The organism is Acinetobacter nectaris CIP 110549 (assembly GCF_000488215.1).
Taxonomy (GTDB): Bacteria; Pseudomonadota; Gammaproteobacteria; order Pseudomonadales; family Moraxellaceae; genus Acinetobacter; species Acinetobacter nectaris.
In genome coordinates, this window is record NZ_KI530734.1 from 193,153 (window position 1) to 207,473 (window position 14,321).

At 35.8% G+C, this 14,321-nt stretch carries 13 protein-coding genes, 1 pseudogene and 1 riboswitch; of the genes and pseudogenes, 6 read left to right on the plus strand and 8 right to left on the minus strand.

The window, feature by feature from the left end; all coding sequences use genetic code 11:
- Positions 1-95: 95 nt before the first annotated feature.
- The 7 genes from P256_RS09870 to hemC form a co-directional block, all read right to left on the minus strand.
- A complete protein-coding gene (locus P256_RS09870) occupies positions 96-764 on the minus strand; it encodes a phosphoglycolate phosphatase (RefSeq protein ID WP_023273536.1) in 669 nt (222 codons plus the stop codon).
- Between the two features lie 54 nt (positions 765-818).
- On the minus strand, positions 819-1,424 hold the full coding sequence (locus tag P256_RS09875) for an FHA domain-containing protein (RefSeq protein ID WP_023273537.1): 606 nt from the start codon (positions 1,422-1,424) through the stop codon (positions 819-821).
- 198 nt (positions 1,425-1,622) lie between these two features.
- On the minus strand, positions 1,623-1,946 hold the full coding sequence (locus tag P256_RS09880; RefSeq protein WP_023273538.1) for an H-NS histone family protein: 324 nt from the start codon (positions 1,944-1,946) through the stop codon (positions 1,623-1,625).
- 286 nt (positions 1,947-2,232) lie between these two features.
- Positions 2,233-3,432, minus strand: coding sequence for a tetratricopeptide repeat protein (locus tag P256_RS09885; RefSeq protein WP_023273539.1), 1,200 nt, complete (start codon positions 3,430-3,432; stop codon positions 2,233-2,235).
- 9 nt (positions 3,433-3,441) lie between these two features.
- Positions 3,442-4,299, minus strand: a complete 858-nt coding sequence (locus P256_RS09890; protein ID WP_023273540.1) for a hypothetical protein — start codon at positions 4,297-4,299, stop codon at positions 3,442-3,444.
- Between the two features lie 11 nt (positions 4,300-4,310).
- Entirely contained in the window at positions 4,311-5,063 is a 753-nt protein-coding gene (locus tag P256_RS09895; protein ID WP_023273541.1) for a uroporphyrinogen-III synthase, read from the minus strand.
- Between the two features lie 6 nt (positions 5,064-5,069).
- The gene (gene hemC, locus P256_RS09900) at positions 5,070-5,990 is read right to left on the minus strand and encodes a hydroxymethylbilane synthase (RefSeq protein ID WP_023273542.1); all 921 of its coding nucleotides are present in this window, start codon (positions 5,988-5,990) and stop codon (positions 5,070-5,072) included.
- A 401-nt stretch (positions 5,991-6,391) separates the two neighbouring features.
- Between hemC and argH the strand changes: the two genes are divergently transcribed.
- Together argH and P256_RS09910 are read left to right on the plus strand one after the other, a co-directional pair.
- Positions 6,392-7,828, plus strand: coding sequence for an argininosuccinate lyase (gene argH / locus P256_RS09905; protein WP_023273543.1), 1,437 nt, complete (start codon positions 6,392-6,394; stop codon positions 7,826-7,828).
- Positions 7,829-7,841: 13 nt separating this feature from the next.
- Positions 7,842-8,111, plus strand: a complete 270-nt coding sequence (locus tag P256_RS09910; protein WP_023273544.1) for an oxidative damage protection protein — start codon at positions 7,842-7,844, stop codon at positions 8,109-8,111.
- 235 nt (positions 8,112-8,346) lie between these two features.
- Here P256_RS09910 and phoU read toward each other — a convergent pair whose 3' ends face one another.
- A complete protein-coding gene (gene phoU / locus P256_RS09915; RefSeq protein WP_023273545.1) occupies positions 8,347-9,084 on the minus strand; it encodes a phosphate signaling complex protein PhoU in 738 nt (245 codons plus the stop codon).
- 350 nt (positions 9,085-9,434) lie between these two features.
- On the opposite strand from phoU, the gene P256_RS09920 reads away from it, so the two are divergent.
- The 4 genes and pseudogenes from P256_RS09920 to cpdA all read left to right on the plus strand — a co-directional run bounded on the left by P256_RS09920 (position 9,435) and on the right by cpdA (position 14,187).
- Complete coding sequence (locus P256_RS09920; RefSeq protein WP_155756759.1) at positions 9,435-10,508, plus strand: hypothetical protein; 1,074 nt, start codon at positions 9,435-9,437, stop codon at positions 10,506-10,508.
- Positions 10,509-10,545: 37 nt separating this feature from the next.
- Positions 10,546-10,663: riboswitch (TPP riboswitch) on the plus strand.
- An 89-nt stretch (positions 10,664-10,752) separates the two neighbouring features.
- Positions 10,753-12,525, plus strand: a pseudogene (gene thiC, locus P256_RS09925) (phosphomethylpyrimidine synthase ThiC); the annotation flags it as partial.
- Between the two features lie 241 nt (positions 12,526-12,766).
- Positions 12,767-13,378, plus strand: coding sequence for an NUDIX domain-containing protein (locus P256_RS09930; protein WP_040332146.1), 612 nt, complete (start codon positions 12,767-12,769; stop codon positions 13,376-13,378).
- 35 nt (positions 13,379-13,413) lie between these two features.
- Complete coding sequence (cpdA, locus tag P256_RS09935; protein ID WP_023273549.1) at positions 13,414-14,187, plus strand: 3',5'-cyclic-AMP phosphodiesterase; 774 nt, start codon at positions 13,414-13,416, stop codon at positions 14,185-14,187.
- Positions 14,188-14,321 lie beyond the last annotated feature (134 nt).

A 14,321-nucleotide genomic window follows, 5' to 3' on the forward strand; every position in this document is an offset into this window, starting at 1 on the left:
GGACTGCTCACTTAATTGATTATTTTAAAAATATAAATTTAATGTGAGCAACGCCATCGCAAATATGGCTTTAAGTTCATAAACCTTTCCTATATCTATCTCTTTAATAAACGACGAAGGTCATCTATCACTTCCTGAGGATGACTATCATAAATACTTTCACCATGATTATACCCATAACTCATCGCAATACAGTCAATTTCTGCACCACGAGCAGCTTCAATATCATTGCGTGAATCACCAATCATAAGAACTTGGTCATGCTTTAAATTAAAATACCGCATTGTATAAATTAAAGGTAACGGTGATGGTTTCTTTTCAGCCACAGTATCACCACCAATAACAAGTGAAAAGTAGTCAAGTAAATTTAATTTTTCTAGTAGCTTCATAGCCAATACCCGAGGCTTATTTGTCACACAAGCCATAGATATTTTTTTAGTTTTGCAATCCTCTAGAAACTCATGAACACCCTCAAATAGAGTACTATCAACACAGGTTTTTAAGTGGTAATTAGCAAGATAGACTTTGCATAACTCATCGGTTAAGGCTTCATCATTATAATTTAATTCAGTCAATACTTTCCTACATAACTTTTCACTGCCCTGACCCACCCACAATCGAATTTGCTCTACATTTACAGTCGGCAACCCCATTTGATGTAATGCTGCATTTATTGCAGCTGCCATATCGAATACCGTATCGACCAGCGTGCCATCTAAATCAAAGATGATAAGTTCACGCTTTTCTAGTTTTGCTATTGTCATTATTCACTCCAAAAAAAAGCATGCTTCTGCATGCTTTTAGTTATTTACTTACCATTATTTAAAAAAGAACCAAATAATTAACGCAATAATAAGAATAGCGATAATTGTAATTAGCCCAAGTGATGCATTCTTTTTCACCTCTTGCTCTGAATCAGTTGCATGATGATTATCATTTTGTGCTACCGACTCATGCTTAGATGCTATCTCATGTTCCTGTTCAGGCATTGGCGCAGGCTTAGGAATTTGAATACTTTCAGGTGTACCATCATTTGCAACAGGCATATCTTTTACACGATCTGCAATATGTGGCATTCCTTCTTCAGCATTAGCTTTTAAAGGCTGATCCTCTACAACTGTATTCTCTTCAGATTTACTTTCATTAAGAATAAATTTTAAACTTGCAAACTGAATAAGATCTTGGTCTTTTAATAACGCTGGTTCAGTAATTTTATTTCCATTGATATATGTACCATTTGAAGATTGTAGATCTTCTAACCATAAGGCTTGGTCTTTTATATAAAATGCGGCATGTCTACGCGATATTTCTGATGATTGTAAAACTAAATGGCAGCTCTGATGTCGACCAACAAGTGTATCCTCATGAATACTAAAACTACTGTCCTTTAGCTCTTCTGAAATAGCCTTTAATGTCCACTTCATATTCATATTCTCTTTTCAAAGTTACTCTTAGCATAGCATGTTTCAATATATTATAAAGTTTGAGGCTATGAGGTTTATATATTAAAAAATACCACTATATTAAACATACCATTCTGTATATTTTTACTATTTAAATAATATAATAAAATTTAAAAATAAAAAAAGGGAGTATTAAACTCCCTAAAAATAGACCAAAGATTAAATAATAAAATCTTCTAGTTTTGCACCTTTTGCAAGTTCAGCAACAATCCATCTTGGCTGTTTACCACGCCCTGTCCATGTTTGTTCAGGGTTATTATGGTTACGATAACGAGGCTCAACCGTTTTACGTGTTGTTACCTTTCTTTTTTGTGATCCGTATTCAAGCACTTGCTCTACAGTAAGGTCTAACCCTGCTGCAATATCAATAATTTGTTGATAAGCATTTTGTATTGCTTGGTCTTTTTTTGTCGCAATTAATGCTTCTGCTTCTTGCTGTAAATGCTTAAGCTCTTCAACACTTAATGTACTAATATCTTGCACGTAAATTTCTCCCAAAAATAAAATCCAACATTTAACAACATTGAATGTTAAATATAATAATCAATTATAATAAATAAGTATATATTTACTGTATAAATATATACCAACATAGTTTATATATTAAGATTAATACTTATTAACTATAAATCAGATGGATATATAGAAACCACTCTCCATCTATAAATATTATCCTACACGTCAATTTAATATACAGAACTGTAAATAAAATTAATCCTGTAAAAAAGAACAATAGTTATACAGATCGCTCTTTCTATACTTAATATTTTTAAATATTAATTTTGAGAAATTGTGGGTTTGCTTCAAATATATTTTTAAGCTGTTGCACCAAAACAGGATTATCTTGAATATGTACTTTTATTCGTAAGTAGCTTAGTAGAACATGATCTGGATATTTACTTAATAACTCTTCAGCTTCCTTATATTTGCCATTTTTTTGGAAAATATGCCATTTCACAAAATAAAAAATAGGCATATCTGAATATTTCTTCTCCCAAATCATTACTTGTTTTTCTATATCATTATAATTTACATCATCGCCCAGCATTCTCTGTTCAAACCACATAAAGAATACATCTTGATCAAACATATCATTGAGCAGTGATGTTGCAAGCTCTTCATATTCTACCTGCATATCAGGCAAACGCATTAAAACCTTTAACCATAAAATTTTATTTGTACGAATACTTATATCAATATGATTTGTTTTTAAATCTAAATATCTTTGCTGTAGTTTTTCAAGCTGCTCAGGTACAGCTTGGTCAAAGGTTTCTAAAATTTGTGTTAGCCATATCGTATTTGCATCTGCAGTTAGCGTTCCACATTGAGTAGCATATAAATATAACCAAGGAAATTGTATTGCAAACTTACTCCATAGTTCACCTAAGCGTTGCTGATACCCCTCTTCTAACTCTTTTAACCATACAGGTTGTAAAAGATGTGATGACAATAATTCTAAGTGTGCAAATGCATCTTCGCCTTGCCCATCAAGTAAATATACCTCTATACGCTGTAATGTGACCAACTCAAAAGCAACTGGTGGACTTTGTTCTAATTGCTTTAAAGCAGCATCATACTGCCCTTGTTGGCGTAAAAAAGCGGCCTGAATGAGATGATTTAATAAAGTTGATGCAGTAAAAATATTTTCAACAACAGTTTGTTTTTGTCTTTCTGCACCTAGCAACCATAAAATACCCAATTTTTCATATGGATGTAGGTTTGAAAAACTTTCCACCTGATGGTGTATACGCTTTTTTCGATTTGCATATCGTCGAGCCATATAACCTATTAGCTGAATACATAAGCTAACAAGTAGCGTAAAAAGAAGAAAACCTAAAAATGAGCCCTGAATTTGCCAACCATGAAATAGTAAATATACATAGCCTGCACCCTGCCCATGGCTAAGTAATGTACAAAACCCAATTAAAACTACGGCAATGACTAAATAAGAAAGTAGAATTTTTTTCATAGCCTTAGCCTAGTCTAATAAAATTGGAGTATGTAATTTAGGTGTTCCATTAAAAGAAATGCTTTTTGCTTGTTCTAATGCCTGACGAACCATTGGCTGATTAAAACGAGGAGCTTGATTTAATAAAATAAGAATATCATCTAAACTCGCAACATATTGATCATATTGCCCCAAATTTAACATCTGTCGCGCAAGTACAAGTCTTAATTGCGCCTCTTTCACAACAAGTCTTTGACTAATAAGATCTGTTGGATTCTGTTTTAAAGGCTGTATAGAAATAATCTTTTCCCAAAAACTCTGTGCTTGAACAGGTTGATAGTTTTCTACATTGGTATCTAGTATTTTAAAAAACTGCTGATCTATTTGAGCCAATAATTTATTTGCATAAGCTTGTTGTGATAGTTGTTGCTGATTAGATGCTTCGATAAGCTTTTGATCTCCCTCTAGGGAAGCATATAGACTTTGTTTTAATGCAGAAGAAATATTATATTTATCTAAGCTTTGTAAAAGTTGTTGTAAATGCTCAAGTGCATATACATTTTCATGTTGGTCTACCGCAAACTGAATCAACTCTAAAGATTGTTGTACTGGTAAAACAGGATTAATCACTATTGGTGATTGTATCGTCACCCCTGATTGAACATCTGATTGCTTTAGTTTTTCTTTAGTTATTTTCTGAGCAGGAGCAGACTGCCCTTGCCTTTGCATTGCAACCATTTGGTCATTAATATGATTAATTGATTGTTCCGTACGTGTAACCTGAGATTTTAAATCATCGATAGACTGAATATACTGCTGTTGATCATAAGTCAATTTAGACATCCATAAAAAACTGACAATAAATAGACCCACACACCGTTTATTCATAACTTTTCCTGTCACTGCTGCATCAAACTACCTAATTCATTGGCTTTTAAATTAGAAGCTAGAAGTATTTTCTCTAAAGGGATATTTTTCGCAACAATACTGTGCAATCGTGCACCCAAAACAATATAGTGGCACTTACTTACCACATCCAAATCATGCTTAAGAAGATTAAGCCAGTTTAACCAACTTGCTTCACTGCTTATACAAACATAAATTTTTTGATGATACTGTTTTAATATTTCAGCAACATGTTGAAAACTCGTAACTGTTTCTCTTGGTAAGCTGCGTTTGTAGAGTATCATATTTATAATATTAATATTTTTCTGGGCAAGATGACTCATCATGAACTGACGCCCACCTTCTCCCCGCCAAAAAGCAATACTTTGTATACTTGCCTGCTTTAAAATAGGTAATTCTAGCATTCCTTCAGATGTTTCAACCTTCGGAATATGCGCATTAATACCTGCCGCCTTTAATACCTCAGCCGTCTTTGCACCAACTGCAATCCAATGGATACTCTCTAATTGAGGGGTTTCTTGAAATACTTGAGCTAAATAAGATAATCCTATTTTCGCAGCCGTTGGACTAACAACAATAATTATATTGGCTTGTGGTAAAGCATGAAATTGCTGAGTCAATTGCTCCGATAAAGCAACTGACTCTAAGTGCAATAAAGGCACATCCAATACATCTATACCCTGTTTACAGATTTCCCGTGTTAAAGCATCAGCTCTATCACGAGGTCTCGTATTTATAAATAGCATGGCAAATTACAGGTGTAGATCTTTTAATAAAGGCCCTGCACCCATCTCCAATAAATTCTTGGCAAGCTGCTCACCTATTGCGACAGCATGGTCTAACTGACCTTGTATTTCTGCCTTCAATAACGTTTTACCATCAACACTACCGACTCTTCCTTGCATCACTAGCTGATGATTTTCCAAAATAGCATATCCTGCTATAGGAATTTGGCACCCCCCCTCCAAGTAGGCATTAAAAGCACGCTCAGCACGAACGCATACTTCCGTTTCAAAATGCTTTAATGGTTCAATCAGAGAAAGTACTTCTTGGTCATTTGCACGACACTCTAAGCCTAAAGCACCTTGACCTACAGCAGGTAAACTCGTTACTGGGTCAAGCGTATGGCGAATACGATCATGAAGCTCTAATCGTTTGAGCCCTGCACTTGCCAAGATAATTCCATCATATAAGCCACTATCTAACTTAGATAGTCTTGTACCAACATTGCCGCGTAAGTCTTTAATGACTAAGTCTGGTCTGTAATTTAAAATTTGGCATTTACGACGTAAGCTTGATGTGCCAACGACCGCACCCTGAGGTAAATCATTAAAATGTGAGTAGTTATTTGAGACAAAAGCATCGAAGGGATCTTCTCTTTCACAAATTACAGGTAAATCTAACCCTTCAGGAAGCTGCATCGGTACATCTTTTATAGAATGCACAGCCAAATCTGCACGACCGTCAAACAATGCTTGTTCAAGCTCTTTTACAAATAGCCCTTTACCGCCAATTTTTGCCAATGGGGTATCTAAAATTTTGTCCCCTTGCGTTACAAAAGTCACTAACTCTACAGTTAAACCATGATGTAATTTTTCTAATCGAGCCTTAATATGCTCTGCTTGCCAAAGAGCCAATGGACTTTGGCGTGTTGCTATTCTCAGCGTTTTCATATGTGCCCAATAAATACTTTTCAGTTAAGCCTAAACTTAACTTGATCTCTAGAAATTGCAAGTCATATTGCTGTGCTTTTCTCTATAACAAACATCGACTCAACAAATCATTGAAGAAACTTTCTCACTTATACCCAAGAGATACACATATAATAGCTATCTGAGTAGTTTTATAATTCGATGAATAAAGCCTAAATTTGCAATAACCTTTCAGCTTTGTTAATTATAAACAATATAGCTTGCGTTCACTGACAACAACTGAAGTTAATACTTTTAAATAAAAGTTATAACTCTAATGAAAAGTGACAATAGTACCTATTTAAGATAAATCGCTACAAACCGTATATTTATATAGCGAAGCCCCTTAAAATAAACCTATCCATTATTGTAATAGAGCGATCATGAGCACATCTTCAAATCATTCAACGACCCCTTTATCTCAAACCTCTGGTATGTGGGGCGGACGCTTTTCAGAAGCGACAGATGCTTTTGTTGCTGAATTCACAGCATCCGTACAATTCGACCAACGTTTTTATAAACAAGACATCGCAGGCTCAGTTGCACATGCGAAAATGCTTGCAAAAATTGGGGTACTTACAGCACAAGAACGTGATGACATCATTCATGGCCTTACAGACATTCAAACTGAAATTGAATCAGGAAAATTTGAATGGCGCATCGACCTTGAAGATGTTCATATGAATATTGAATCACGTTTAACTCAGCTCATTGGTATTACAGGTAAAAAACTACATACTGGTCGTAGTCGTAATGACCAAGTCGCTACAGATATTCGTCTTTATCTACGTGATGAAATTGATGAAGTATTACAAACATTAAAACGCTTACAACTGGGTATTTTAAGTCTTGCAACAAAACATACCGCTACAATAATGCCTGGCTTTACTCACTTACAAACAGCTCAACCTGTAACGTTCAGCCACCACCTCATGGCTTGGTTTGAAATGCTTGTACGTGATACTGAACGCCTACAAGACTGCCGTAAACGCGTAAACCGCATGCCTTTAGGTTCTGCAGCACTTGCAGGTACAACTTATCCAATTGATCGTACCTATACTGCCGAACTTTTAGGATTTGATGAGGTTTCTGAAAACTCATTAGATGCAGTTTCTGATCGTGACTTTGCCATTGAGTTTAATGCAGCAGCTTCTTTAATTATGATGCACCTCTCACGCATGTCAGAAGAGCTTATTCTATGGACTTCTGCTCAGTTTAAGTTTATTCAAATTCCTGATCGCTTCTGTACTGGTTCATCAATTATGCCTCAGAAGAAAAATCCTGATGTACCGGAACTTGTTCGTGGTAAATCTGGTCGTGTTTTTGGTGACCTCATTAGTCTACTTACACTAATGAAAGGGCAACCTTTGGCATATAACAAAGATAACCAAGAAGATAAAGAACCTTTATTTGATGCAATCGATACAGTTCGTGGGTGCTTAATGTCATTCGCAGATATGATTCCTGCATTAGTACCAAATATTGAATCTATGCGTGAAGCTGCTTTACGTGGTTTTTCAACTGCTACAGACCTTGCAGATTACCTTGTTAAGAAAGGTGTTCCATTTCGTGATTCACATGAAATTGTAGGTAAAACCGTTGCACTTGCTGTTGAAGAAGATAAAGACTTATCTGAACTCTCTCTTGAACAGCTACAACAATTTTCTACACTGATCGAGGCTGATGTATACGATAAAGCACTCACATTGGAAGCTTCTGTAAGTGCTCGTGATCACATTGGTGGTACTGCACCAAAACAAGTGGAAGCTGCTATTGCTAGAGCACATACACGTCTAGAAAAACTCTACGCAACAGCTTAAAACGAGAGAAAATATGTCACATCAAGTTTTTTGTAAAAAATACCAAAAGGAAATGGAAGGCTTAGATTTTGCACCATTTCCAGGCCCTAAAGGCGAGTTCTACTTTAACAATGTTTCAAAACAAGCATGGCAAGCGTGGTTACAACATCAAACTACGCTAATCAATGAGAAACGCCTCAATGTTTTTGAACCAGAAGCAAAACAGTTTTTGGAAGAGCAAAGAGAAAAGTTTTTCTCAAATGATGAAAGTATAGAAATTGCCGAAGGTTGGAAGCCTGAATAATTATTATTAAAAAATAAGGTCTTATATAGACCTTATTTTTTAGATTACATACAATTACAAATAGCTATTACAATAAAACATCTACTTACAAGAAGATCGCAGACAAATACCACGATTTTTCATATGATTTATCACATAGAGAGGAATAAACCTTCTTTTTATAATACAAAGTTTATAAAGCTTATTAGCCCCAAATCTCCCCCAAGGTTTGGGGCCTTTTTTATGTATGTATTAATTACTCTGACTTATTTGAGTCACTATGCACTTTCTTCTCAATCTCATCCATACTCGCATGACGTACATCTAGACCTTTTACAATATAGATTACTTGTTCAGCAATATTACGTGCATGATCACCAATACGCTCTAATGAACGTAAGACCCAAAGTACATTAAGAACGCGTGATATCTGACGTGCATCTTCAATCATATATGTCATCAGCATTCGTGTCGCTGATTGATACTCACGATCTGTATCTGCATCAGCACGCAATACTTTCAATGCTTGATCTGTATCTAAACGTGCAAAAGCATCTAAAGCTTCATGAATCATTACTCTGACTTGATTACCAATATGTCGAGCTTCCATGAACCCATAAGAAGTACTTCTTTCCTCACTAAGACTTTGAGAAATACGTGCAATTTTATTTGCTTCATCACCAATTCTTTCTAAGTCTGTATTGGCTTTACTCATTGCAATAACCATTCTTAAATCAATGGCAGCAGGATGACGACGTGCAAGAATAATTGTAAGCAACTCATCAATCTCGCGTTCTAAGCGGTTCACTGTATTCTCTGTATATTGAACATCCACAGAAAGTGCAATGTCATTATCCAACAGTGAATGAATTGCATCAGTTACTTGCTGCTCGACAAGACCACCCATTGCCATAAACTTGGCATTTACTTCTTGTAGGTCTTCATTAAACTGCGAGGAAATATGATGTGATAACATCGGATTTTTTACGCTCAAGGGGGATCTCCAAAAAATCAAAAACTTAACTATTAGAGCAAATTAAGTTGAACATTTCATGACAAATATTAAAAATACGATTTATTATTGATAACCTGATAAAAATTACAAATCATTTACTGTGAAAGAATTTATTTCATATCAAACTTACTTTACAAATGTTCTAACCCGTTCAATTGAATATTGATTATTTTTACTAAAATACTGTATGAAATTACAGTTTTATGCACATCAAAAACACATCATATTTATTAAATTCCAATGAAGTGTTTACAATTAAAGACTCCTATCGGTACAAGGATTAATATGCAGGTTTCAACGATATGAGCAAAAGAGTTGTCTTCATATTCATGATAGTTTGCTCACTGCTTAATGGTTGCCATCAAGAGAGTCTCCCCTCTACACAGCAAGACAATCAATCTAAATCATCTATTACACCAGAAAACCCTTGTACATATTTAAGACAAGATATTCAGCATATTGATAATCGAAGTACAGTCGAAGCACTTGAACAAGTAAATTTTCGTTTAAAGCAGTGCCTACCTCAGTTTAGCTTAAATGATCGTACCTTACTTATTTATGCAACAACAGCAATGTACCAACGTTTTTTATTTGCAGATCGTACACCTGAACAACAGCAATACTTTGAACAATATGCAATTAATACCAGTGCATACCCAACTTTACAGCAGAATTACGAGTCTCACTTTTCCAAGCGCGATCAATATCTTATAGAACACCAAAGCAATGCTGCTTACTATGAGCTATATGATTCAGGAAATAACAGAACCAAATATCGCAGACAGCCAAGTTACTTACGCGACATTTTTGCACCATTTCTACCGGCAGCAGAGCAAATGTTTATTGTTAATCTCGCTCGGCAAAATGAGCAACCTGTTATATCTGACAATACCTTTAATCTCACATGGCAAGAAATTGCAGATCGTGCACAGTTTTGGGAAAGTTATACAATTTCTTACCCAAATAGTATTTTCTTTGAAGATGCTCAACGCCTGAAATTTGCTTATACACGTTTTCTGTTTCATGGTTTGCCGAATATGCCTATCTCAACAAACTATGAAGGTGAAGAAAATATCCATCCTGAAGCGCTCAAAGAAATACAGGCGCTTGCAAACAATGGTCACTCTCAGCTTTCTGAAAAAGCAATGAAGTTCTTAAAGTTTATTGAAATACCTGTAACAACACGTGATTTAAAGCTTCCAATAGAGCTTAGTCCAGTGGAACAACGCTCTAAACGTGCAGAAACCATTAAAGATATGAAGCAACTTGATCAGTATATCGGCTTATACGACCCTTTAAGCTTTGACAGTACACACATTAATAGAGACTGTTTTAGCGATTCTATTTGCGTCACACATTTAGGCAGTATCTCAACTAGCTTCACTACAAAACAAGATTTTTAGATTTACCCATTTTGCTCAAAACATGCTAGTCTTGGATAACCGCTTGACGGAGCGCGAGTAAAAACTCGCTGAGATCACCTAAGTTCTACTTGATGGTGAGTACCGTTGAACCTGATCAGGTTAAGACCTGCGTAGGAATCAAGCCACCTCAAACTTATGCCCTATCTATTCTTTTATTAGGATAAATCCGCCACCGTTTTTGGTTGAGCTTGATTCGTTGATTTTTTTCATAAGGATCATGTCAATGAACCAATTAACGAATCTATCTAACACTTCAAAGCAACATGAGCAAGATGCAAAAGATTTAACTCGAATCTTACCTGCATCCAGCAAAGTTTACATTTCAGGCTCTCACCCAAGTATTCGCGTACCTATGCGAAAAATTGCCCTATCTGATACACCAGAAGGATTAGGTGGTGAAGAAAATCATGGTATTTTAGTTTACGATACTTCAGGCGTATATACCGACCCAAGTGTAGAGATAGACTTAAATCAAGGATTACCTCATTTACGCCAATCATGGATTGAAGAACGCCAAGATTCTGAAGAACTGCCGAATTTAAGCTCAGCATTTGGTCAACAGCGTGCAAAAGATATTCGTACTGCTAACATCCGCTTTGCACATATCCAAAAACCACGCCGTGCAAAGCAATCTAAAAATGTCACACAAATGCACTATGCCAAGCAAGGTATTATTACACCTGAAATGGAATTTGTGGCCATTCGTGAAAACCAAAAACAGCATGCTGCCGTTGACTCAAGACAACATGCAGGACAAAACTTTGGTGCAAAAAATCTTACTGAAATTACACCAGAATTTGTACGCCAAGAAATTGCTGAAGGGCGCGCTATTATTCCTTCAAATATTAATCACCCCGAATCTGAACCAATGATTATTGGTCGAAACTTTTTGGTCAAGATTAATGCCAATATTGGTAACTCTGCTCTAGGTTCTTCTATTGATGAGGAAGTTGCCAAAATGACTTGGGCAACACGCTGGGGTGCAGATACCATTATGGATTTATCTACAGGTCAAAACATTCATGAAACACGAGAATGGATTATTCGCAACTCACCTGTACCTATTGGTACAGTGCCAATCTACCAAGCTTTAGAGAAAGTAAATGGCGTTGCGGAAGACCTTAATTGGGAAATATTTAGAGATACACTGATTGAACAAGCAGAACAAGGCGTTGATTACTTTACAATACATGCAGGTGTATTACGTGACTATGTTCCTCTCACTGCAAACCGTCTCACAGGTATTGTTTCTCGTGGTGGTTCAATCATGGCACAGTGGTGTCTGGCACATCAAACAGAGAACTTCTTATATACGCATTTTGATGATATCTGTGAAATTATGAAGGCATATGATGTTTGCTTTAGCTTAGGAGATGGACTACGTCCCGGATGCTTGCAAGATGCAAATGATGAAGCACAATTTAATGAGCTACGCACACTTGGTGAGCTCACCCATAAAGCATGGGAACATGATGTACAAGTCATGATTGAAGGTCCGGGTCATGTGCCTATGCATATGATTAAAGAAAATATGGATCTACAACTTGAAGTATGTAAAGAAGCACCTTTTTATACGCTTGGCCCACTTACAACGGACATTGCTCCCGGCTATGACCATATTACATCTGCTATTGGCGCTGCAATGATCGGTTGGTATGGTACAGCCATGCTCTGTTATGTTACACCAAAAGAACATTTAGGCTTACCAAACAAAAAAGATGTCAAAGATGGCATTATCACTTATAAAATCGCAGCACATGCAGCAGACCTTGCAAAAGGACATACGGGTGCGCAAGTAAGAGATAATGCTCTTTCAAAAGCACGTTTTGAGTTCCGCTGGGAAGATCAGTTTAATCTCAGTCTAGACCCTGATACAGCACGTGAAATGCATGATGAAACCATGCCAAAAGAAGCTCATAAGTCAGCTCACTTTTGCTCAATGTGTGGCCCTAAATTCTGTTCAATGAAAATTTCTCAAAATGTTAGAAACTTAGCTAAAGTTGCTGAACCTATTTAAATTTTTCTAAACTTGTAGATAGCTTATTTCTATATATAAGCTATCTACAATAAATAACTCAGTGTTTTTTTCAAAAAAATATAGCAAGAATGCGCAAACTTCATCACACTTATCATTATTATCATTATTTATATCGCTTTTAGGCCAAAAATAAGCATTTATTCAATGAGACTTCTCAGTTAGCATAGTTATTAAGCATGCCAATTTATATAAGTTGATCATATTGATGATAAAGAAAGAACAATATACACAAAATGATGTAAACGTTCTCTCACGAGAATCAATATATCAAGGTTTTGTAAAACTAGAAAAAGTAAGCCTACAATATCGGCTATTCAATCAAAATAATTACTCACGCGTTGTAGAAAGAGAACTCATTCGACGTAAAAAAGCAGCTGGTGTTCTCATCTATAATGACGAACAAAAACGCTTTGCTCTCATTGAACAGTTTCGTGTTGGCGCATTAGATGATACACACTCCCCTTGGCATCTTGAAGTTGTTGCAGGGGTTTTAGATGGCAATGAAACACCTGAAAGTTGTATTTATAGAGAAAGTCTTGAAGAGTCAGGCTGCGAGCTTTATGACCATAAACATCTTTTTACCTTTTATCCTTCGGCAGGGTCATGTGATGAAATTTTCTACCTATATACAGCACAAGCTAAACTGCCTAGTCATGGTGGTATTTTTGGCTTAGCGCAAGAGGGGGAGAATATTCAACTGCACCTATTCAATTATAATGAGTTAGATACAATTTTCAGAAACTGCCAACTTCGTAATGCACCAGTCATTATCGCTTTACAATGGCTTCAACAGCATATTAAGACGCTTTAAAAGTGATCCTTTCTATTGATGGGAATATACCCTGAATGAAAACAATTATCCAAATTAGTGACACACATTTAACAGATTCACCCGAAAATAAATTTATTCAAATTGATCCAGAGCATACATTTCATCAAATTACAGATGATATGATTGCGAAGTACAAAAATATTGATACCATCATTCATACAGGTGATGTTGCCCAAGTCGCAAAAGCAGAAACCTATCAACGTTATCTGCAACATATGGAAAAATTTAAAATACCTTTTTATCAAGTTCCGGGAAATCATGATGATCTAAGTATTTTTCCATACCATCAGAACAGCCCTATTTCTATTATCCACTTAGATCATTGGTGTATTATTCTTCTAACCAGTGCAGTAAAAGGGCGCATTGATGGATGTATTTCGGAAGATCAGCTAGAAAAGCTAGCCCGTTTACTCGAGCAAAATCAGACACTACATACAGTTATTGGCTGCCATCATCATCCACTTCTCATGGAATCTGAATGGATTGACACACATTGCTTAAAAAATACTGATGCCTTACTTAAAATATTAAAGAAATATCCCCAAGTAAAAGCCATCATTTCAGGGCATGTGCATCAGGAAGCAAAAATTGAATTAGATAACATTCAATTTTTATCTGTGCCTTCAACATCTGTTCAATTTAAACCTAAAAGTAAAGATTTCGCACTCGATACCATTCAAGCTGGCTATCGTGCCATTCACTTGCATGATAATGGTCATTTTGAAACACAAGTTCATCGCCTAGCAGCCCCTTTACCTCAAATAAATGAAAATATTTCAGGCTATTAACTTTTATTTTTCTAGAATTTATATTAACTTAGCTCATCGGTAAGGCTTATCTTGCATCAGATATGCTTTAAGGACTACCCAAGTCATTAAAAAGTCTTTATGATAACGAGCCCTTAAATCTGTGGTTTTACACT